General features: G+C 43.8%; 24 protein-coding genes. 9 read left to right on the top strand and 15 right to left on the bottom strand.

The features are described from left to right. Window positions 1-7: 7 nt before the first annotated feature. The 6 genes from aroA (at window position 8) to IT392_02310 (ending at window position 5,673) form a co-directional block, all read left to right on the top strand. Complete coding sequence (gene aroA, locus IT392_02335) at window positions 8-1,300, top strand: 3-phosphoshikimate 1-carboxyvinyltransferase (GenBank protein MCC6543324.1); 1,293 nt, start codon at window positions 8-10, stop codon at window positions 1,298-1,300. 54 nt (window positions 1,301-1,354) lie between these two features. Next, window positions 1,355-2,038: a (d)CMP kinase gene (locus tag IT392_02330; GenBank protein ID MCC6543323.1), complete on the top strand. Its 684-nt coding sequence runs from the start codon at window positions 1,355-1,357 to the stop codon at window positions 2,036-2,038. 49 nt (window positions 2,039-2,087) lie between these two features. Then, a complete protein-coding gene (locus tag IT392_02325) occupies window positions 2,088-2,699 on the top strand; it encodes a 1-acyl-sn-glycerol-3-phosphate acyltransferase (GenBank protein MCC6543322.1) in 612 nt (203 codons plus the stop codon). A gap of 82 nt (window positions 2,700-2,781) precedes the next feature. After that, the gene (locus IT392_02320; GenBank protein MCC6543321.1) at window positions 2,782-4,455 is read left to right on the top strand and encodes a 30S ribosomal protein S1; all 1,674 of its coding nucleotides are present in this window, start codon (window positions 2,782-2,784) and stop codon (window positions 4,453-4,455) included. Window positions 4,456-4,470: 15 nt separating this feature from the next. Beyond that, window positions 4,471-5,373, top strand: a complete 903-nt coding sequence (gene sppA / locus IT392_02315; protein MCC6543320.1) for a signal peptide peptidase SppA — start codon at window positions 4,471-4,473, stop codon at window positions 5,371-5,373. A gap of 9 nt (window positions 5,374-5,382) precedes the next feature. Further along, complete coding sequence (locus tag IT392_02310; GenBank protein ID MCC6543319.1) at window positions 5,383-5,673, top strand: integration host factor subunit beta; 291 nt, start codon at window positions 5,383-5,385, stop codon at window positions 5,671-5,673. 5 nt (window positions 5,674-5,678) lie between these two features. Here IT392_02310 and IT392_02305 read toward each other — a convergent pair whose 3' ends face one another. Beyond that, complete coding sequence (locus IT392_02305) at window positions 5,679-6,935, bottom strand: histidine--tRNA ligase (protein ID MCC6543318.1); 1,257 nt, start codon at window positions 6,933-6,935, stop codon at window positions 5,679-5,681. A gap of 36 nt (window positions 6,936-6,971) precedes the next feature. After that, the gene (locus tag IT392_02300; GenBank protein ID MCC6543317.1) at window positions 6,972-7,727 is read right to left on the bottom strand and encodes a hypothetical protein; all 756 of its coding nucleotides are present in this window, start codon (window positions 7,725-7,727) and stop codon (window positions 6,972-6,974) included. A gap of 152 nt (window positions 7,728-7,879) precedes the next feature. Here IT392_02300 and IT392_02295 point away from each other — a divergent pair, with 152 nt between their 5' ends. Next, complete coding sequence (locus IT392_02295; protein ID MCC6543316.1) at window positions 7,880-8,695, top strand: NYN domain-containing protein; 816 nt, start codon at window positions 7,880-7,882, stop codon at window positions 8,693-8,695. A 22-nt stretch (window positions 8,696-8,717) separates the two neighbouring features. Here the strand turns inward: IT392_02295 and atpC are convergent, their stop codons facing one another. From atpC to IT392_02235, 12 genes are all read right to left on the bottom strand, one after another. Beyond that, window positions 8,718-8,990, bottom strand: coding sequence for an ATP synthase F1 subunit epsilon (gene atpC, locus IT392_02290; GenBank protein MCC6543315.1), 273 nt, complete (start codon window positions 8,988-8,990; stop codon window positions 8,718-8,720). Between the two features lie 10 nt (window positions 8,991-9,000). Continuing rightward, window positions 9,001-10,407 carry a F0F1 ATP synthase subunit beta gene (gene atpD, locus IT392_02285; protein ID MCC6543314.1) on the bottom strand — a complete coding sequence of 469 codons (1,407 nt, stop codon included), beginning with the start codon at window positions 10,405-10,407 and terminating at the stop codon, window positions 9,001-9,003. Between the two features lie 19 nt (window positions 10,408-10,426). Next, on the bottom strand, window positions 10,427-11,278 hold the full coding sequence (gene atpG, locus IT392_02280; GenBank protein MCC6543313.1) for an ATP synthase F1 subunit gamma: 852 nt from the start codon (window positions 11,276-11,278) through the stop codon (window positions 10,427-10,429). Between the two features lie 7 nt (window positions 11,279-11,285). After that, a complete protein-coding gene (locus IT392_02275; GenBank protein ID MCC6543312.1) occupies window positions 11,286-12,794 on the bottom strand; it encodes a F0F1 ATP synthase subunit alpha in 1,509 nt (502 codons plus the stop codon). Between the two features lie 158 nt (window positions 12,795-12,952). Beyond that, the gene (gene atpH, locus IT392_02270; GenBank protein ID MCC6543311.1) at window positions 12,953-13,498 is read right to left on the bottom strand and encodes an ATP synthase F1 subunit delta; all 546 of its coding nucleotides are present in this window, start codon (window positions 13,496-13,498) and stop codon (window positions 12,953-12,955) included. Then, window positions 13,495-13,980 carry a F0F1 ATP synthase subunit B gene (gene atpF / locus IT392_02265; protein ID MCC6543310.1) on the bottom strand — a complete coding sequence of 162 codons (486 nt, stop codon included), beginning with the start codon at window positions 13,978-13,980 and terminating at the stop codon, window positions 13,495-13,497. The genes atpH and atpF overlap by 4 nt, the downstream gene beginning before the upstream one ends. 23 nt (window positions 13,981-14,003) lie before the next feature. Next, window positions 14,004-14,240 carry an ATP synthase F0 subunit C gene (gene atpE, locus IT392_02260; GenBank protein ID MCC6543309.1) on the bottom strand — a complete coding sequence of 79 codons (237 nt, stop codon included), beginning with the start codon at window positions 14,238-14,240 and terminating at the stop codon, window positions 14,004-14,006. A 31-nt stretch (window positions 14,241-14,271) separates the two neighbouring features. Next, window positions 14,272-15,054 carry a F0F1 ATP synthase subunit A gene (atpB, locus tag IT392_02255; protein ID MCC6543308.1) on the bottom strand — a complete coding sequence of 261 codons (783 nt, stop codon included), beginning with the start codon at window positions 15,052-15,054 and terminating at the stop codon, window positions 14,272-14,274. Next, complete coding sequence (locus IT392_02250) at window positions 15,041-15,436, bottom strand: hypothetical protein (protein MCC6543307.1); 396 nt, start codon at window positions 15,434-15,436, stop codon at window positions 15,041-15,043. The genes atpB and IT392_02250 overlap by 14 nt, the downstream gene beginning before the upstream one ends. A gap of 1 nt (window position 15,437) precedes the next feature. Further along, window positions 15,438-15,671 (bottom strand): AtpZ/AtpI family protein, encoded by a 234-nt coding sequence (locus IT392_02245; protein ID MCC6543306.1) that lies wholly within the window; start codon window positions 15,669-15,671, stop codon window positions 15,438-15,440. A gap of 81 nt (window positions 15,672-15,752) precedes the next feature. Further along, a complete protein-coding gene (locus IT392_02240; GenBank protein ID MCC6543305.1) occupies window positions 15,753-16,907 on the bottom strand; it encodes an aminomethyl transferase family protein in 1,155 nt (384 codons plus the stop codon). 9 nt (window positions 16,908-16,916) lie between these two features. After that, window positions 16,917-17,405: an Hsp20/alpha crystallin family protein gene (locus IT392_02235; protein MCC6543304.1), complete on the bottom strand. Its 489-nt coding sequence runs from the start codon at window positions 17,403-17,405 to the stop codon at window positions 16,917-16,919. Between the two features lie 95 nt (window positions 17,406-17,500). Here IT392_02235 and IT392_02230 point away from each other — a divergent pair, with 95 nt between their 5' ends. Then, complete coding sequence (locus tag IT392_02230; protein MCC6543303.1) at window positions 17,501-18,688, top strand: sigma-70 family RNA polymerase sigma factor; 1,188 nt, start codon at window positions 17,501-17,503, stop codon at window positions 18,686-18,688. A 103-nt stretch (window positions 18,689-18,791) separates the two neighbouring features. Then, complete coding sequence (locus IT392_02225; GenBank protein MCC6543302.1) at window positions 18,792-19,688, top strand: hypothetical protein; 897 nt, start codon at window positions 18,792-18,794, stop codon at window positions 19,686-19,688. A 172-nt stretch (window positions 19,689-19,860) separates the two neighbouring features. On the opposite strand, the gene IT392_02220 is transcribed toward IT392_02225, so the two are convergent. After that, window positions 19,861-21,945 (bottom strand): EAL domain-containing protein, encoded by a 2,085-nt coding sequence (locus IT392_02220; protein MCC6543301.1) that lies wholly within the window; start codon window positions 21,943-21,945, stop codon window positions 19,861-19,863. Between the last annotated feature and the right edge of the window lie 63 nt (window positions 21,946-22,008).

Below are 22,008 nucleotides of genomic sequence, written 5' to 3'. Positions count from 1 at the left end.
ACAGCAGATGAGCGTAATGACAATAAAGCCGGTAAGGCGTCTGATTGGTGAGGTGACGGTCCAGGGAGACAAGTCTGTCTCTCACAGGTCCATAATCCTTGGTTCAATAGCAAATGGAGTCACAAGCGTAACAAACTTTCTTCCGTCAGATGACTGCAGGGCGACGATGAATGCATTCAGGGCGATGGGTGTTTCTATCGAAGACAACAGCGGCAGCACTGTTAAGATAGAGGGTAAGGGTCTTTACGGACTTACTGAACCTGCAGATGTGATGTATCTGGGCAACTCCGGTACCAGTGCAAGACTCCTTTGCGGCCTGCTGGCCGGCCAGGATTTCTTTTCTGTAATGACGGGTGACAGTTCTCTTCGGCGGCGACCTATGATGAGGGTCGCGGGTCCATTAAGGAATATGGGGGCAAATATCCAGGGTCGGCGGGATGGAGATCTTCTTCCTCTTGCCATTAAGGGCGGCGATCTGCTGGGTATTCATCACAAACTGACTGTATCAAGTGCTCAGGTAAAATCGGCCCTTCTGTTTGCAGGATTGTATGCAGGTGGAAAGACATCAGTTGAGGAGATCCCACAGTCAAGAGACCACACTGAACGTATGCTGAAACATTTCGGTATCATCCTGGAAAAAGAGGGTAATGTCATTACAATAGAAAGCGGTCAGAAAATTATTGCACGGGATATCTATGTCCCGGGTGATATATCTTCAGCTGCCTTTTTTATGGTTGGCGCGTCTATATTAATGGGTTCTGATGTGATTGTGAGGGATGTTGGATTGAATCCCACAAGGACAGGGGTTATTGATGTGCTGAAGAAGATGGGTGCAACTATTGAGATCATTGACCTCCGGGACCCTGAAGGGGAACCGGTTGGAGATGTCAGGGTCGTCTCGGCGCCATTAAAAGGGACTGAGATAAGGGGAGAGATCATACCAAGGCTTGTTGATGAACTACCGGTAATCTGCATAGCGGCAGCTGTTGCTGAGGGTGAAACAATAATAAAGGATGCTGCAGAACTAAGGGTTAAGGAGAGTGACAGGATAGCTGTCATGGCTCAGTGTCTTGTCTCTATGGGTGTTGATGTTGAGACATTTGGTGATGGCATGAAGATAACCGGGGGCAGGAGGCTGAAAGGGGCTGTTTGTAACAGCCATGGTGATCACCGGATAGCAATGTCTATGGCAATAGCAGGGCTTGTTGCTGAAGGCGGGATTACTATTGAAGACACTGAGTGCATACAGACATCTTTTCCGCGTTTTGAGGAGATGCTGCATCGGATCTGTATAGAATGAGATTGGCTATTAGGGAGCAATGAGTTAAAAACAACGAGTTAAGGGGATTGTCGGATTAATATAATTGCTATAGACGGCCCTGTGGGGGCTGGTAAGAGTACGGTTGCCAGGGCACTTGCAAAAAGGCTTGGTTATGCATATCTTGATACAGGCGCAATGTACAGGGCAATAGGGTGGAAGGCAAATGCTGCCGGTATAGAATGCAATAAAGAAAATATGGAAAAACTATGTGAAAATACTACGCTTGAAGTAACTCTTTCAGAGGGCGAGCAAGTGATAATTGTAGACGGTATGGACATAACTGCAGAGATAAGGACTCCTGAGATGAGCAGGATGTCATCCATTGTATCTGCCTATGGACCTGTCCGCCAATATCTTTTAAAATTGCAGAGGGAAGCTGGATCGAGATGGGCAAAAAAATATGGTGGTGTTGTTATAGAGGGAAGAGACATGGGGACTATAGTATTCCCTGATGCCAGATTTAAGTTTTTCATAGATGCGGATATATCGGAGCGCGGGAGGAGAAGGTGGAAGGAGCTCAGAGAAAAAGGCATTGATGTTGAATTGACCGAGACCATACAGAAAATAGAAGAAAGAGATTCAAATGATAAGGGGAGAAGCTTAGCCCCGTTGAAAAAGGCTGAGGATGCTGCAGAGATAGATACCACCGGGCTTGGTTTAGACGAAGTGGTTGACAATATTTGCAGGATAATTCAATCATCGCAGGTCAAGAATTAATATGTCAGATCAAATTCCAACAATCTAATTTTCAATTATGGTCGGCTGAATGCTCTATTCTATTGCCGTTTTTATTATTTCCATCTTTGCCAGGCTTTTTTTTAGAATAAAGATATCAGGTGTTGAGAATATTCCGGTATCTGGCGGGGTTATAATAGCGGCCAATCATCTGAGTTATCTGGATATACCACTACTAAGTTACAGTTTAAACCGACATGCAAATTTTGTAGGGAAGAGGCAGCTTTTTTCCATTCCTGTTGTCGGTACCATGTTTCGCTTACTCGGAGGAATAGCAATAGACCGGGAGAAGATTGACAGGGCTGCATTGCGTGAAATAATGAAGAAGCTTGATTCCGGTAATCTGATTGTTATTTATCCAGAGGGTACAAGAAGCCCTAACGGAATATTACAGCCTGGCAGACCGGGTGTCGGGTTTATAGTAAGGATGAGTGGTAAGAAGGTTGTCCCCACTGCCATTCAGGGTACTGACAAGGCTATGCCCTCCGGAAGCTGGTTAATAAGACCGCATCCTGTAACGATACGGTTTGGTAAGCCTCTCGACTTCAGCGTAAATCTTCCTAAGGTTGAAAAACAGGGTGCAGATTCCAGAATTACTCAGGAAATTATGGACAAAATAGCCGCTTTACTTGAAGCTGGATAAATATAATAAAATTCAAGGTTTACTATTTTGTTCAAATATGTTAAGGTATCTCAAAAATTATTGAAAGGGGCTTTTCCACGAAATGAATAATATTACGTCTGATAACGAAATGCAGAAGCTGTACGACCAGACATTCCAGGGGATAGAGGAGGGGAGCATAATAACCGGAGAGGTTATTGCCATAAGACCTGAATGCGTTTTAGTAGATGTAGGATATAAGTCTGAGGGTATACTGCCTGTTTCTGAGTTTTCATCCAGGGAGCTTCAGAACCTCAAGATAGGTGATAGTATTGCTGTTTACATTCAGGAGCGGGAAGACTCGGAAGGGAACATCAGTCTTTCCAAAGAGAAGGCTGACAGACGCAAGATTTGGGAGCGAATTGATCTGCTGTTCAAAGAGGGTAAATCTATAGACGGTAAGATCGTTGGGAAGGTAAAGGGAGGATTAAGTGTTGATATTGGCATAAAGGCATTCCTTCCAGGCTCGCAGATTGATGTTCGTCCTATAAAAGACCTGGACAGGCTGGTTGGTCAGACAGGCCCGGTCAAGATTATCAAGGTTGATCAGAAGAGAGGAAATATTGTTGTATCGAGACGTGCATTGATAGAAGAGCAGGTTGAGAAGATTCGTGAGCGCACCCTTGAGGCTATGGAAGAAGGGAAACTTATTGATGGTTTTGTGAAAAATATTACTGATTATGGTGTATTCGTTGATCTTGGTGGAGTAGACGGGCTGTTGCATATTACCGACATCTCATGGGGCAGGATAGGGCATCCATCCGAGGTATTCAAGGTTGGTGATAAGGTTGCGGTCAAGGTATTGAAATATGATCCTGATACCGGCAGGATTTCACTTGGTTATAAACAGAAAACACTGGATCCGTGGTTAACAGTTGAAGAGAGGTACCCTGTCGGCACTAAGCTGCAGGGCAAGATAGTGAGCCTTACGGACTATGGTGCGTTTGTATTGGTAGAAGATGGTGTGGAAGGTCTGGTACATGTATCAGATATGTCATGGGCTGGAGATATTAAACATCCATCAAAAGTGGTTTCACCTGGAGATGAGGTCAATGCTGTAGTCCTTAATATTGATAAACAGAACAGAAAAATATCCCTTGGGTTGAAACAGATGGAAGCAAATCCATGGAGTCATGTTGAGAGCAAATATACCCCGGGTACAGTAATAGAGGGTAAGGTGAGGAACCTTACGGAGTTTGGGGCCTTTGTAGGGTTGGAGGACGGTATTGACGGATTAATTCATATATCAGATATGTCATGGCTGAAACATATCAAACACCCATCTGAGGTACTCAAAAAAGGGCAGAAGGTTCAGGCAGTAGTAGTGAAAGTTGATAAGGAAAAACAGCGGATCTCATTAAGTCTGAAACAGTTGGCCGGGGACCCATGGCAAAATGAGATACCGGATAAGTTTGCCGTTGGAAGTACGGTTGACTGCAGGATTATAAAAATTGCCGACTTCGGAATATTTGTTGAACTCGCAGAGGGGGTCGAGGGTCTTATCCATGTAAGTGAATCCGGAGTGGAACCTCCTGTGAGGGCTGAGGATGTTATGAAGATAGGCGATGAGGTACGGGCCGTGGTAACAAAGATTGATACTGCAGAGAAAAAGATCGCGTTATCAATAAAGGAATATCATAAGGACCTGGAGAGGGCAGAAATTGCTGAGTATATGGAAAACCAGGACAAGGGTGGTATTACATTAGGTGAGGCTGCCCGGAAGATTAACTCTGATTAACCAGAGAAGCCGGTCATGAGGAAAAAACATCCAATACTCTTTGTTTTCCTTTCATTATCTGCCATATCTCTTTTTATATTTATAGCTGCATATGCTATCACCGCAGGATTAGGCAGTTTTTCCCTTTCCACAGGGGAAAAGATTGCTGTTGTGAAGATAGAGGGCGTAATCCTCGATTCAAAAGATATTATTGAAGAGCTGCGCGACTACAGGGATAATAAGTCGGTAAAGGCCATTTTGCTAAGGATAGACAGTCCCGGAGGGGCTGTTGCACCGTCACAGGAAATATATACAGAAGTACTTAAAATAAGGGATGAAGGTAAAAAGAAAATCGTCACATCTATGGGGAGTGTTGCGGCATCTGGCGGATATTATATAGCGAGCGCCTCGGATAAAATAGTGGCAAATCCAGGTTCGGTAACAGGGAGCATCGGGGTTATTCTTGAACTTGCAAATGTCAGTGGTCTTATGAAAAAGGTCGGGGTTGAGAGTGTAGTCATCAAAAGCGGAAAGTTCAAAGATGTAGGTTCTTTATTCCGTACAATGATGCCGGAAGAGAGGGACTTGCTGCAGGGTGTCATTGATGATACGTATGATCAGTTTGTAGAGGCTGTATCTGCAGGCCGCGGAATCAACAAGGAAGAGCTTAGACCTATCGCTGACGGCAGGGTATTTACAGGAAGGCAGGCAAAGAAACTTGGGCTTGTTGATGAACTTGGAAACATGCAGGATGCGATAAAGATTACAGCAGATTTGGCGGGCATTAAGGGAGAACCGGATCTTTTAGAAAAGAAGAAAAAGGTTTCTATTATTGAACGTATTTTAAGAAGCAGTTCTCTGACAGGTTTAATAGACAGCGGAAAAAAGATGACTGTGGGGGATGGGACATTCAGCATGAAGTATATGTTGTCATTTTAGGAGAAAGATATGACCAAGACCGATCTTATCGAAAAGGTATCACTTCAGACAGATGGACTCACTAAGAAGCAGACAGAAATTATTGTTAACATGCTTTTTGATAGTATCAAAGAGGCCCTTGCCGGAGGAGACAAAATTGAGATAAGAGGATTTGGCAGTTTCAGGATCAGACAGAGACGTACACGGGAAGGACGTAATCCCAAGACCGGGCAGAACGTCTCAGTACCTGAAAAGAGAGTCCCATTTTTTAAAGCCGGTAAGGAATTGAAGGAACTTGTGGACGGCAGGATTGAGGCTTAGTAATTTTACCCCTCGCGTGTGACCTGATTTTTTAATCTGTTAATTATTTCTGTTACGGGTAATTCTATCTGTCTTTTGTTTACCATATCTCGCAGTACTACTTCACCCCGTGATATTTCATCATCACCTATAATAATGACGTGAGCTGACTTCAGTTTATCAGCCTTACGCATCTGACTTTTCAGGCTGCCCCCGCTGTAATCCATGACCGTTGCGATCCCTTCTTTATGCAAGTTGTTTATAATATTGAAGGCTTCCTTCCTTGCTTGATCGCCAAGAGCCACAAGGAAGGCCAATGGAGACTTCTTAGCGACGTTAACTCTGTCAAAAAGTGAGGATAACCTTTCCATTCCTATAGAAAAACCTATTGCTGGAGTTGACGGGCCACCCAGTTCTGTTACAAGATTATCGTATCTGCCTCCGGCTGCAACAGCGTTTTGAGCGCCAAGTGCCCCTCCTACGAATTCAAAAGTTGTTTGTGTATAGTAATCAAGCCCACGGACGAGCCTGGGATTATTTGTAAATGGGACACTCGCTGCATCAAGGGAATGCTGCACTCCCTTGAAATGTGAAAGACAGTCACTGCACAGATAGTCCAGAGTCTTAGGTGCTTTTTCAGAAAGTGCATGACAATGTGTGGATTTACAATCGAGTATCCTGAGGGGATTGAACTCAAACCTTCTCTGACAATTATCACATAATTCAGACCTTTTGTCAGTGAAGAAAGCCTTAAGCGCATTCCTGAAGGAAGGTCTGCATAGCGGACAACCAATGCTGTTTATCTGTAATTCGACACCCTTTATATTCAGTGAACCGAAAAACATGTGCAGCATGTGGAGGATTTCTGCATCAATCATGAAGTGTCCAATTCCGAAGACCTCTGCTCCGATCTGAAAGAATTGCCTGAAGCGGCCGGCCTGAGGTCTTTCACGGCGGAACATCGGGCCCATGTAGTACAGTTTAGAGAAAGGCTCTGAATCGCGAAGGTTATGTTCAATGTAAGCCCTGACTACCGATGCGGTTCCCTCCGGCCTTAGGGTAATCTTTTTGCTATCCCTGTCCTCAAAGGTGTACATCTCTTTTTCTACTATGTCAGTGTTTTCACCGATGCTTCTTGAGAATAGTTCTGTGAACTCTATGATGGGAACAATAATCTCGCTGTAACCAAAGGTATTGAATATATCACGGGCCTTCTGCTGAATGTATTGCCAGACGACCGATTCATCGGGCAGTACATCTTTAACACCTTTAATGCTGTGTATCTGGTTCACTATACCCTACTCATTGCTCATTGCTTTCTACTCATTGCTTCTTCCCGTTGCCGTAATCATATACAACCGGCCGCCCATGAAATCACCTGTTATCTTATCTCCAACTTTTAGATTTGAAGGCTGGGCTAAGCTGCCGTTTCTCATTGCCATCAGTCCATCGTACAGGATCACATTGATGCTTTTCATAAAGCTCTCTTTAACTGTTACGATGTTCAATTCGTCATTGATAGCAGTAATATCGCCTTCAATTCTGCCTGCGCCCAGTTCATTGCCATGATATATTGTGGATATATCAATTTTTCTGACCGGATTGTTATCCTGAGGAGGCTCGCCTGCTGTAACAAAAACAAGCTCTCCGCCGGTGGCAGGACATGCTTCAGCCCCTGACGTATATGTATAAGTCCAAATCTTATACTGCGTTCCCGGTTCCAGAGGCGCTTCCGGTGTTACAGTTTCCTTATTACCATCCCAGACAACCTTCCCACCTGCCCCCCATTCTGTAGTGAGAAGCACACCAAGCAGATACCTGCCGCCTGCAATGTTCAAAGACTCCAGCATGGGTTTATAGTCATATGTACCTCCGGCGAGGTTGTCGGCAGTCTTATCCCATGTAATAATAATGGGCGCTGATGGGTCTATCCCTTTTGATCTGTCGGCCGGCACTGAGGAAATTATTTTAACAACAGGCGTACATCCTGCAAATGTATATGATATTGGAAGGAGTAGAGAAGGTAAAGACAACCCTATGGTAATTATCAAAAATAATTTAAATAAAGAATTCATATAATCTCCTGTTAATGTTATGAATAAAATAATCCCTCATTATTATTGAATATGCAAAAAAAGTAAAGAAAATATCAGGGCAGCGAGTTTATGTTTGAATAACGACGCATGATATGATATAAAATCAATCTAATATATCAAAGCGGGTGGATATGACTGTTAAGTCTAAAACGGAAAATATGGCGTTGTTTTGCGATCTTGAAAATGTAGCACTGGGGGTGCGCGATGCCAAATATGAGGCGTTTGATATACAAAAGGTGCTTGAGCGACTCCTTCTCAAGGGGAGTATTGTTGTTAAGAAGGCCTATTGTGACTGGGAGCGTTACAGGGAATTTAAAAAGACCATGCACGAGGCGGCATTTGAGCTGATCGAAATCCCACATGTTCGCCAGTCAGGGAAGAACTCGGCTGATATTCGCATGGTTGTGGATGCCCTTGATCTTTGCTATACAAAAGCCCATGTTGATACCTTTGTCATTATCAGCGGCGATTCTGATTTTTCGGCTCTGGTAAGTAAACTGCGTGAGAACAATAAAATAGTCATTGGAGTTGGTGTAAAAAAGGCAACATCGGACCTTTTAATCTCAAATTGTGATGAGTTTATTTTTTACGACGACCTCGTACGCGAGACTGAGAAGCGGCGTAAGGCCAGGCTGCTGCGTTCAAAGAAGAAGACTGCGCCCAATACCGTCACCAAGACTAAGGATGAGCGCAGGCAGGAAGGATTGGATCTGGTCATGGGGACCGTAGAGGCCCTGTTTGAGGAACGTGGAGAAGAAGAAAAGGTATGGGGCTCCATGGTAAAACAGGCTATTAAGCGCCGAAACCCGGGTTTTAGCGAGGCGTATCATGGTTTTCAGACATTCGGTAAACTTCTGGAGGCGGCCCGGGACCTGAAACTTCTTGAACTTGAGTTCGACGAGAAATCTGGCGGGTATATCATCAGGAGTTTTACCCATGAAGAATAAAGCCATTTAAAAAGAGAAGCAGCTATGCCTGCCCTTTTTCAGGCATAGAGTCAACAAGGATTGTGGCGATATTTTTCACGACCTCCATGAAACCGCCATTAATCATCATGGTGTTCTTTGAGCCGTTTGAATCGGTTATTTCAAGTTTTCCTGCTGTCAGACTTGTAATGATCGGTGCATGGTCTGCGAGGATGCCGAGGTATCCCAGGTCGCCAGGGGCAACGATGGAAGATACCTCGCCGTCAAATATGATATTTTCAGGTGTCACAATTACCAGTTTGAAATTCTTTGCCACTTATCCCCCGCTAAACCCCTGCCTTAAGTTTCTCGGCCTTTTCAAATACCTCTTCTATTGCACCAACCATATAGAATGCCTGCTCCGGGATATCATCCATCTGACCATCAATGATCATCTTAAAGCCTTTGATCGTATCCTGCAGTTTAACATATTTGCCGGGAGATCCGGTAAATGCCTCTGCTACAAAGAATGGCTGGGACAGATATTTCTGGATCTTCCTTGCGCGGTTAACAGTCAGTTTGTCTTCTTCAGAGAGTTCGTCCATACCAAGGATGGCAATAATATCCTGAAGGTCTTTATATCTCTGTAATATCTTCTGAATTGATCTCGCAATATTATAGTGATCATCCCCGATAATCCTCGGATCCATTATGCGTGATGTAGAGTCGAGCGGATCCACGGCAGGGTAGATGCCGAGTTCCGAGATCTGTCTGGACAAGACGGTTGTTGCATCAAGATGTGTAAATGTAGTTGCCGGTGCAGGATCTGTAATATCGTCTGCAGGAACGTAGATTGCCTGCACTGATGTGATAGAACCTTTCTTTGTTGAGGTAATCCTCTCCTGAAGCTCACCCATCTCTGTTCCAAGGCTTGGCTGATATCCGACTGCTGAAGGCATCCTGCCGAGGAGTGCAGACACTTCAGCGCCTGCCTGAACGAATCTGAATATATTGTCAATGAACAGGAGCACGTCCTGATTCATCTCATCCCTGAAGTATTCTGCTATCGTAAGTGCGCCCAGAGCTACCCTCAACCTTGCTCCGGGTGGTTCGTTCATCTGACCAAAAACAAGAGAGGTCTTGTTAATAACGCCGGATTCACTCATCTCAAGGTAGAGGTCGTTTCCCTCCCTGGTCCTCTCACCAACACCTGCGAAGACTGAGTAGCCTCCATGTTCTGTTGCAATATTTCTGATCAGTTCCATGATGAGAACTGTCTTTCCGACGCCGGCACCGCCAAAGAGACCAATTTTGCCTCCCTTTGCGTAAGGAGCCAGGAGATCAACAACCTTTATCCCTGTTTCGAGAATTGATGTGACCGGAACCTGTTCCTCAAATGCAGGACTCGGTCTGTGTATCGGCCACCGTTTTTCAGGACGGGGTATAGGCCCCTTTTCATCAATCGCTTCCCCGAGTAGATTGAATATTCTGCCGAGTGTCTGCTCATCAACCGGAACGGATATTGGCGCCCCTGTATTCAGCACCCTCATACCCCTTACAAGCCCGTCTGTTGATGACATGGCAATACATCTCACAATATCATTTCCAACGTGCTGTGCGACTTCAACCACGAGGTTGATCCCCTTTTCCTTATCCTCGATCTTTAATGCATTCAGGATCGAGGGTAGGGTTTCCTGCGGGAAGCGCACATCCACTGTGGGTCCTATAACCTGTACTATTGTACCGTAGTTCATGATACTAATACCTCCTTGCTTATTTTAAGGCCTCTACACTCGTAACAATTTCCGTAATCTCTTTAGTAATTGCGGCCTGACGCGCCTTGTTACGCATGAGGGTCAGCTTATCTATCATCTCGACGGCATTGTCAGTTGCAAGTTTCATTGCCATCATCCTTGATGCATTCTCTGACGTAAATGACTGTGCAAGGGATATGTATATCTTGGTAGTTACATATTTAGGCAGCAGTTTTTCGAATATCCCGTTTACGTCTGGTTCAAAGATATATTGCACTGCCTTATCGTCATCTTTACTGGCAGGGCTTTCTATTTTAAGAAATTTATCCATCGTTGTTTTATATGACATTAAAGACCGGAAGGATGTGTAGAGCAGTTGTATCTCGTCAACCTGGCCTGACAGATAATAACCGATTAACTTGTTGGTAATATCCTCAATCCTTTTATAGTCCAGTTTGCCGCTGATGTCTGTAACCTTGTCAAGTATCTCCCAGCTTCTTTTCCTGAAATAGTCAAACCCCTTCTTGCCAATCAGGAACAATTTGACATTTTTATCCTGGCTCCTTAAAAAAGACTCTGCCTTCAGGATGATATTAGCATTATATGAACCGCAGAGGCCTCTGTCGCTGGTTATGATAACAAGGCAGACATTCTTTATTTCTCTTGTTTCAAAGAATGGATGACTGAACTCTCCTGTTGCGGACAATCTCTTTAATAGTTCTTCCAGCTTATTAGCGTATGGCTTTGCCTGTACCAGCCTTCCTTCCGATTTTTTGACCCTTGCTGCTGCCACCATCTGCATGGTGCGGGTGATCTGCTTCGTCTTCTGAGAGGCTACAATCTTCCGTCTGATTTGTCGTATAGTCAGCATAAAAAACCTATTTTTCCCACCGTGCCTTTAACTTTTCTACAGCAGAAGTTATCTTCTTTCCTGTTTCGTCTGAAAGGACCTTGGTCTTTTCTATTTCATGAGCCACGTCAGGATATTCTTTTTCCATATATGCATGAAATTCTTTTTCAAATGCACGGACGTCATGCGCCGGTATGTCATCGAGAAAACCCCTGGTTCCGACAAAGATGATCATGACCTGCTTTGCTAAAGATAGTGGTTCATACTGGTCCTGCTTCAGTATCTCCACCATTCTTTCACCCCTGGTCAACTGGTCCTGAGTGGCCTTATCAAGGTCTGAACTGAACTGGGCAAACGCTGCAAGCGCCCTGTATTGAGCGAGGTTAAGACGAAGGCTCCCTGCAACCTTTTTCATTGCCTTTGTCTGAGCGTTTCCACCGACCCTGGAGACTGACAGACCAACGTTAATAGCCGGCTTCACACCTGCATAGAAAAGATCCGCTTCAAGGTAAATCTGACCGTCTGTAATCGAAATAACATTTGTAGGTATATATGCAGATACGTCGCCTGCCTGTGTCTCTATGATCGGAAGCGCAGTTAAAGATCCGCCGCCGAGTTCATCTTTCAGTTTTGCCGCCCTCTCAAGCAGTCTGGAGTGAAGGTAGAATACGTCTCCGGGATATGCCTCTCTTCCCGGCGGGCGTCTTAGCAGGAGCGACAACTGACGGTAAGCCTGGGCATGCTTTGAGAGGTCGTCATACATAACAACTACATGCCTGCCGTTATACATAAAGTCTTCACCAATAGCGCAGCCAGTATACGGGGCTATGTACTGAAGGGAGGCAGCATTATCTGCCGTTGCTGAAACTACAATGGTGTAATCCATAGCGCCGTGCTTGGTGAGAATCTCCACTACGGCGGAAACGTTTGATGCCTTCTGTCCTATTGCCACATAGATGCAGATTACACCGGTTCCCTTCTGATTAATTATTGTGTCAAGAAGTACAGCAGTCTTTCCAGTCTGTCTGTCTCCGATGATAAGCTCTCTCTGTCCCCTTCCGATTGGGATCATGCCGTCAACTGCCTTAATACCTGTCTGGACAGGTTCAACCACAGGCTGTCTCTGTACGACGTTTGGGGCCTTTCCTTCAATAGGGCGGAACCTGTCTGTAACAATAGGTCCTTTGTCATCTATAGGCCTTCCAAGGGCGTCAACGACCCTGCCGATCATAGCGTCGCCAACTGGTATACGGGCTATATTGCCCGTCCTTTTGACCGTGTCACCCTCCTTGATCATGGCATCCTCGCCGAAGAGGATGGCTCCGACATTGTCTTCTTCAAGGTTAAAGATCATCCCCATTACGTTGCCTGGGAATTCAAGAAGTTCTCCGGCCATTGCATCTTCCAGTCCATAAATCCTTGCAATACCGTCTCCAACCTGCAGCACGGTTCCGACACTCTCCATATGGAGATCTGTCTGGAATCTCTCTAACTCCATCTGAATGATTGAGCTAACTTCTTCCGGTCTCAATGCCATAGCTTTTTCTCCTTTATCCTTCCAGATTCATCCGGGAATATTCCCATTCCCGTTATTCTGAACTCATTTCAGAATCTCCTGTTCCGGCATCTTGTGAGATCCTGAAATAAATCCAGGAAGAGATGAATACATGTCAAACATCAAATATATATTCTTATCTACACCTTCAACGAAGTCATAGCGTAGCTGAGGTCATTCAGCTTTCTACGTATACTCCCGTCAATAATAAGATTAGGGGTCTTAATAATAACACCACCCAATATCTTAGGGTCTACATAGAAACACAACTTTACAGATTTCTTCATTGAATATTCTATTGCAGTCCGCAGCCTTGCGACGGTCTCATCGTCTAATGGATATGCCGATATAACATCCGTCTTCTGAACAGACCTTACTATGTCATAAAGTCTTTCATACTCCTCGATGATCTCTGTAAGGAATTTCAGTCTGTATTTCTTAACAAGTAATAAAAGAAAGTTCATAGCTGTTTCATCAAAAGACTCACTGAAGACCTTTTTTATAAAGGCCATCTTGTCTTCCTGTGTAATGTGAGGGCTCTCAAGAAATATCCGCAATGAGACATTTTCTGAAATCAACTGTTTGAGATTTTCCAGGTTATCAAAGACCCGATCTGCTGTCTCCCTCTTCCTGGCAACATTCAGGAGGGCACTGGCATATCTCTCAGAAATTATCCTTTTTCTCACCTTAGCTGACCTGCCTCATCAATAAACTCATTTACGAGGCGCTTATGACGTTCATCCGAGAGTTCCTCTTTTATAACTTTCTCAGCAGCACTTATTGCAAGGGAAACGACCTGATTCCGCAGCTCGACCCGTGCCTTGGCGATCTCTAAATCAATGTTATCCTTTGCCTTGTTAAGGATATTTTTTGCCTCTTCCCGTGCCTTTTCCTGTACATCCACTGCAATCTGATGGCCTTCAGCGATTGCCTCCTGAATCTTCTGCCTTGCCTGTGCGTCTATCTCTGCGAGTCTGGCCTTATATTCCTGCTCCAACCTTGAGAGTTCAGACTTCGTACGCTCAATGGACTGGAATTCAGATAATATCTTCTCCCTCCTTTCATCGAGGAGGGAGAGTAGAGGCTTCCAGGCTATCTTCTTCAGGATAAAAAGGAGTACAAGAAAACCAAGCGCCTGAGTCAGTATCTGTTGTATTTCAAGATTCAAAGTATCTCCCCTTATATCTCTATTTATCCGCCAAGCTTGCCCTGGAAAATAAAGACTGTCAGAAGTGCATAGATGGTCAATGCCTCGATGAATGCTGCACCGATAACCATTGCAGTCTGGATCTTACCGGCAGCCTCAGGCTGTCTTCCCATAGCCTCCATGGCAGAACCTACAGCCCTGCCGAGACCAAGACCTGAACCAATAGCCGCTAATCCTACCCCTATTGGAAGCGCTAATCCTAAACTTGTTTGAAAATCCATTGTTTTACTCCTCCTTTCTTACGTTGATGTTCTAATGCTCCTCATGCGGCAGCATCAATGATATATAAACAGTACTCAAAAGTGTAAAGACCAGTGCCTGAATGGTACCTGTTATTATTGCAAGGAGCATAAATGGTATCTGAAGTGGAATGCCAATCGGGCTTCCCACAAAACTCAATGCCAAAATACCCATTGTAACAAATGCACCAATAAGAACATCTTCTCCAAAGACGTTTCCAAAAAGTCGGAGAGAAAGGCTCATTGGCTTAATGAATTCCTCGATCACATGCAGTGGAAGCATCAAGGGCACAAATACCCACCCCATAACATCTCTTGGCTGTCCAAGGAGATGAAAGATATATCCTCCGGGCCCAAGCCTTCTCAGGCCCGTGTACTGTACATAGATGAATACTATTACTGCAAGACCTATTGTTGTGTTAAGACTTGAGGATGGAGACTTAAAAAACGGGATAAGTCCGCTCAAATTCATGACTAATATATAGATAAAAAGTGTGCCTATGAAAGGAGCATAATGTCTTCCATGATGACCGATGACTTCATTTGAGAGATTATCAAGGCTCTCAAGTGCGAACTCAACAAAATTCTGAAGTTTGCCAGGGATCAAAGCCCTCTTTCTTGCTGCCATTCTTGCTACAATAACAAGTCCTGTAATAATGATGACAGAGAAAACCGGATTTTCCCAGTGGTGCAGAAAAGAGACTATGGATGACTCATGGAAATAACTATTAAGTAAAGTGATAATATTTGCTACTTCAGGCGCTCCGCCGCCGTGTGCGCTGTTAGCTGCTTCCATAACTCTTCTTCCCCTGATAAGAAATGTTCAGGTAATAGATCCCTATTGCCTTCAATAAAATAATTCCGAGTATGAGAGTAAACCCGGCCATAATACCATAGACTGATGGGTTAGTATAGCTTAAGATTACATATCCTATACCATAAAGGACCGGAAACTTTAATATGCCTGCCACCGCCCCCAGTTTCTTATTAGACGGATGTGGGGTAATAAGGTTAATGACCACCTGGGACAACAGATATACATTAACGATGTTCCATGCCGACCCTGCCACAAACCCCCATCCTGTATGAATTCCAAAATAGTAGAGTGTAAAAGGGAAGAGTATTACTGTAACTATTACAGATGCCCGAATAGATCTTTTTAAGAAGTTTCTTTCCATATTATTTTCTATTACTTGCCCTCGTAATGAACTCTATGGTCTGTCTAATGCTGGCAACAAAGCCAACTACGATGAAGAAGATCATAAACCACGGGTCTGTACCCAGCTTTTTATCCAAGTAATTTCCTATGAAGAAGCCTATTGCGGGCCCTGCCACAAGAAGAACAGGGATTCCGGTATAAAGCCCTACCTGGCGAACATAACGGTACTTTTCATTATCGCTGTTCTCCACCATGCGACTTTTTCCTCACTTGAAATAACCCAATCTTTTAACATCTTACAGATGTTTTGTCAATTGTTTTTTTATGAGCTGATGTTAACTATGGGAGTTTTGCTTATTTGTGTAAAATGGTATGACGGTGACTACTGCAGAAATCTGATGAGAACTACTGTCTATTCTAACTTCGGTGCCCGGTTCACAATATTTCATACGTAAATAACCAATCGCTATAACATCGTTGAGAGTTGGAGAAAAGCAGGCGCTTGTAATTATGCCTATGCTATTTTCAGTGTTTTCCGTAACAGCGTATATCCGGTCCCCTTTGTGCACTATAATTCTGCCTTCGGTAACATGATTTATTCCGGTCCCCGGATGGACCGTAAATCCTGTCAGCTTCCTGTTTACATGACCCTTGAAATTAATTCGGGCGATCGTCTCCTGACCTATATAGCAGCCCTTTGTGTAGCTGATTGCATTATCAAGATTGGCCTCAATAGGTATTGTATCCTCATCCATATCAATAGAATATACAGGGATTCCAGCCTCGATGCGTAGGGAGTTATATGCGTCATGACCGGCCGGTATTATTCCGCCGGCCCCTGAAGATGATGGCATAAGTACGGCTTCCCAGACATTCTGAAGACTATCCCATGGGGTATAGATGCCATAACCTTCTTCTCCCGTATATGTAGCCTTAACAAGCCTGCAGTTTATGTCCTTTATGGTGAGGTTAATGTTGCTGCATTCTTCCATTTCATTAATATCCGCTCCGCTTATCCTGGATATAATATCCCTCGAGTGTGGACCTTGCACCGTTATAAGACCATTTTTCAGTGTGACATCCTCTATCTTAACCTCTTCCCTGAACAGATAGCGATTGAGTATTTGTATAATCTTATCTGACTGGCCGGATTCTGTGTCAATAAGGAATGCACTCTCATCACTGTATATCCGCATATAGGCAAGCATGTGTCCTTTAGTGTTTAAAAGGGCGGCATGTCCGCCTGTCCCAGGTGTTAACTTGTTTATGTCCTGCGAAAGGATATTCTGCAGAAACTTTGTTCTGTCTTTGCCTGAGATACGGATCTTTCCCCTATGGGTAAAATCCATCATGCCGGCATTGCTTCTGACCGCAAGGTGTTCTGTCTCAGGGTCTCCGTAATGTGCCGGTATCTCCCAGCCATTGAATTCAGTGAATGAAACACCGATGGATTTATGTATTTCGTAAAGTGGTGATCGTTTCATAGACATATAAAGAAACTAATCAACCTTGATCTTTACTTCTTTCTTCTTCGCAGATTCTACCTTGGGTAATCTTATATTAAGTACGCCATTCTTAAGCGCTGCTGTAACCTTGTCGGCCTGCACATCGGCAGGAAGTTCAATCGTTCGTGTGAAACTTCCGAAATATCGCTCACTGTAAGAATAGTCCTTATCCTCGATCTTTTCTTCCTTTTTCTTCTCTCCTTTCAGGGTGAGAGTGTTTCCCTCCAGTGATATCTCAATCTCATCTTTATCCATGCCGGGAACCTCGGTCTTGATTACCACATCATTATCCTCTTCGTAGACATCAACCTTAGGAGCCGCTGCCCATTCTTCTGCCCTCTTTAATGCCTGCCAGCGGCGTAAAAAAGGCATGCCGCGTTGTCCCCAACCACGTCCAAAGGAATCCTCTGCAAAACGCTCCATTTCTTTTGCCATACGCGAAATCTCTGAAGGCCCCCTCCAGGGCACAGGTTTTCTATTCATCTTAAGACCTCCTTTCATGTGTAAGATTACTATAACCCATTGTAATTTCTATTACAACCTCCTATTATAATGAATCTGATATAATATATTGTGACATGAAATCTTCTGATACTGTAAAAACATATTTAGAAAAGATTCGCGCTGTACCTCTGCTGACAGCGGAGGAGGAAATTGAGCTTGCAAGATCCATGGAAGATCACCGCATTGCCATCTTACAAGAATTATTAGATTCGGGAGTACTGACGGAGGAGATATTCAAGTTGAGGCGGGATCTTCTGAAGATGTCTGAACGCAAAGAAGAAGGAACTAATTTAGTTTCAGAATCTCTGCCTGACGACGAAGTAACCGGAGATGATTTATTGAAAATTACAGATGAGATTATTGATCTCATCGAAGGCGGGAGGGACAACGGCTCACTTAAATACCGTATCCTTGATGCAGACAGGCTCACGGGGATAATTGAAAAGACAGTAGAAAGGATCAGGGGTGAAAGGCAATCAGGTGAAGAAACATTCAAAGAGACAATGTCCTTGATTGACGATCATGAGAATAAAATGCAGGAGGTTAAAGACAGGTTCATCAGGGCAAACCTCAGGCTTGCAGCAGATATTGCAAGAAAGTATTCCATGAATGATGCTCAGCTTATGGACCTTATCCAGGAGGGTAATATCGGACTTATGAGGGCAGTGGATAAGTTTGATTACAGAAAGGGTTACAGATTTTCTACCTATGCTACATGGTGGATAAAGCAATATATTATGAAATCTGCCCTGCTGTCAGCTACCTCGTTAAATATTCCGGCACATATCTTGTCTAAGATAAACAAAATGATGCGGACCTCCGTGAGATTTATTCAGGAAAACGGCAGAGAGCCAACACCGGAAGAACTCTCAGAAAAGATGGGCCTGCCAGTTGAGAAGATTACAGGACTAATGGCTATGATTCACAAAGAAGTCTCTCTTGAAACGCCTGCAGGTGAGGATGGGGAAAGTACAATTTCAGATTTTGTGGAGGATAAGGAACAGGCATCGCCTGCCGATGATATTATAAGTGATGAGCTCATGAATGAGCTTGATGAAGCCCTGTCGGTTCTTTCGCCTAAGGAGGAAAAAGTACTTAGAATGAAGTTTGGAATAGGTGAATCAAAACGGTATTCCATGGAAGAGATTGCAAAAAAGTTAAAAATAAATCGTGAGAGAGTCAGCCAGATTGAGACCAAGGCGATGAGAAAACTCAGGCATCCTAAGACTCACAAGAGTCTTAAGATCTTCCTTGATAAATAATTGCCGTCCCTTTTTAATAATTCGTGAATCCAGTGAAATTATCTGTTGACCATTTAACATACATTTAATAATATAGCGTATCATGTGGAAAATTAAGAAATCCTTGTGCACAGCCCGATCTCATCCTGCTACTGTATCATATCAAGGTAAAATATATGTGTTTGGAGGAGGAGGTCCTAATTTCCTTAGTCTTGATACTGTAGAGATATATGATCCTGCAAGAGATGAATGGTCGTGGGGAAGGACGATGCCGACCCATCGTTCAGGCGCTGCAGCAGCCCTGATTGGAGAGAAGGTTTATGTCATTGGCGGTGGATATAAAAAACCTGATGGCAAATTTAAATTCCTTGCCACAGTAGAGATATATGATCCCGCAGAAGACAGTTGGGAGACGGGACCTGATATGATTATGCCTCATGACTATCCCGGTGTTGCCGTGTCAGGTAATGATATCTATATTATGGGGGGGCATCATCCGGATGCGACAGAGGGAGGCCCTTCAAAGGATCCTGGCTTTTCGTTCTGTGAGAGATTAAACGTCTCTGAAGGGCGATGGATAGAAATTGCACCGCTGCCAGTTCCAAGATTTGCTCTAAAAGGTGCCTTGTCAGGAAATAAGATACTGGCAACAGGCGGAGTAGCATTTACAGGGAAAAGTCTTACTGAATATGATCTGATTGACACATATGATCCTGCCAGTAATTCATGGTCGAAAGAAAATGGCTTCTCACTTCCATGGCCTGCCGCTGCACACGGTATTTGTATACACAAAGGTAAATTACACATTTTTGGCGGCTACAGTACGGATGGAATTCATTCAAGGGTCGCATGGTATGATAAGGGCAATAAATCGTGGCAGAGGCCCTCTGATATAGACAAGCCGCGTGCAGCTATGGGTGTTGAATCAGTGGAAGATACTATCTATCTGATAGGCGGCTGGGAATCCGATGGCAGGACGGTCATGGATACAGTTGCATCTCATCACATTCCTGATCTTTGACCTCATTGCTCATTGCTGAGTTTTCCCTTTCTTTCAATGGTCTCATAGAACCCACCATTATATAAATTGCATTTATATGACATATGTTGCATTACTCATCAAACAGGAAGCCGGAATCTTGCAGGGAAATTAGGACATCATACGATTCTTCTTGAGTGATTTGAATTGACAGCTATTTACAATAGGGCCCTGTAGAGGAGTTGACTAATCTAAATTGCCAATCTTTATTCAGAAAGTGTTCAAAATCGTTTGCAGGTACAGGTTTTGAGATCAGATATCCCTGAACCTTTTTACAGTTCAGATCGCGCAGCATCAGTAATTGCTCCATGGTCTCCACTCCCTCCGCAATTACATCTACATGAAGACTATCAGCCATAGCGATGATTGCATGACATATTGCCCTGGAATTTTCATCTTCAGTTATGTTGTTTACAAATGACTGATCTATCTTGAGTATATCTATTGGCATGTTCTTAAGATAGGCAAGCGATGAATAACCAATGCCAAAATCATCTATTGCAATCCTGACGCCTGTCTCCCTTAATTGGTTGAGCAAGTTGAAGGTAGTTTCAGCATCATCCATGATGATAGATTCAGTAATCTCGATTTCAAGAAGGGTTGGATCAATGCCTGTCTCATTAATATTTTGACGTATAGAGTTCAGAAAGTCTTTTTTCTTGAATTGGAGCCTTGAAACATTAATAGAGATCACGGCAGGGTTCAGTCCTTTATCCTGCCATGCTTTACTCTGCCGGCAGGCCGTTTCCGCTATCCATTTACCTAATGGAATAATCAGCCCTGTTTCCTCAGACAGGGGGATGAACTTTCCAGGTGGTATAAGGCCCAGCTTCGGATCATCCCATCGAACAAGAGCCTCTATACCAATGATTTCCCCCTTGTCGATATCCAGCTGGGGTTGATAATGGAGTAAAAACTCATTATTCCCAAAGGCCCTTCGAAGCTTCTCCTCCATCTTAAGCCTTTCAATGCTGACTACGTGCATATTTGCTGTGTATAGCTGACAGCTGTTCTGCTTTTCTCCTTTAGCTTTGTACATGGCGGCATCGGCCTTGCGGATCAGGGTCTCCAGGTCAGTGCCATCCTCCGGATAGATGCTTACGCCTATCGAGGCTGTCGCTGTATACTCATGTTCTTTTAATTTTATTGGAGGCTCCAGGACTGCAAATACCCTGTCTACTAATTTTGATACATCCTCTGTCGTGTTGACCTCAGGAAAGATCATGATAAATTCATCTCCACCAAGGCGGGCCATTGTATCCCTGGCTCGAATAAACCGGTTGAGCCTTGATGCCACCTCCTTCAGCACTTCATCCCCCACGGTGTGCCCCAATGTATCATTTATTATCTTGAAGCGATTCAGATCAATATATAAGATGGCAGCATGCAGCCCCTGTCTTGACGTGATGGAGACAATCTGATCAAAGTCAGCAATAAGCCTGCTCTTGTTTGGAAGGCCCGTGAGGTCGTCGTGATAGGCAATATGGTTGATAAAACTTTCCTGTTCCTTACGCTCCGTGATATCCAGCCATGAACCCACGATCTCCAGAGGTTGTCCGTTCTGATCTCGAATCAATCTCACACTGTCATGTATCCACCGATAGGTGTTGTCTTGAGTCCGTAAACGGTATTCGTAATTGATGTGGTTGTCCATATATAATCTATTAGATAATATTGATAACACATGTTCCCGGTCATCAGGATGGATACGATCTTTCCACCAGTCAGGATTATTTAAGCATTCATCAATATTATATTTCATGAAGTCATTTGTTTTGCAATTAGCATAGTTAGGTATTAACTGGTCACCTTCGATCCTGCAGCTATATATAATTGCAGGTACGGACTGAAGCAGGTGTTCAAGCCGAAGCGCGGTTTTTAAAGACTCTGCTTCTGCACGAGTACGTTCTGCAATCTCCTGATATAGTATCTCAATGGTTCTGTTAAGATCAACTGTTCGTGTTAATACCTTCATTTCTAATTCGTTTCTGGCCTGTTTAATCTCCTCTTCAGTACGGATGCGTTTTTCAATGTTCTGTTCCAGGGGACGAACTAAGGAGAAATACAGGGTTGGAACTATTAATAAGGTGAGTAATGACGCATCTAAGAGCATGATAGAAAAAGGGATTGGGAAAAAAAAGAGATTTGACAGGATGAGCATGACTAATGCTTCACTCACAAAAATGGAGATTGCAGTGATTATGAAATTGTAGAGAGGTTTGTGGTGCTTTATTGTCATTATATATCTCTGACCTGTTATCATGTTTGTAAATAAGGTCAGATACCTAAATGTCGGTAATTG

This window comes from Nitrospirota bacterium (assembly GCA_020846775.1).
In the GTDB taxonomy this organism is placed as follows: Bacteria; Nitrospirota; 9FT-COMBO-42-15; order HDB-SIOI813; family HDB-SIOI813; genus RBG-16-43-11.
The sequence above is the reverse complement of the archived record's forward strand: the minus strand, read 5'-3'. Positions and strand labels throughout refer to the sequence as shown.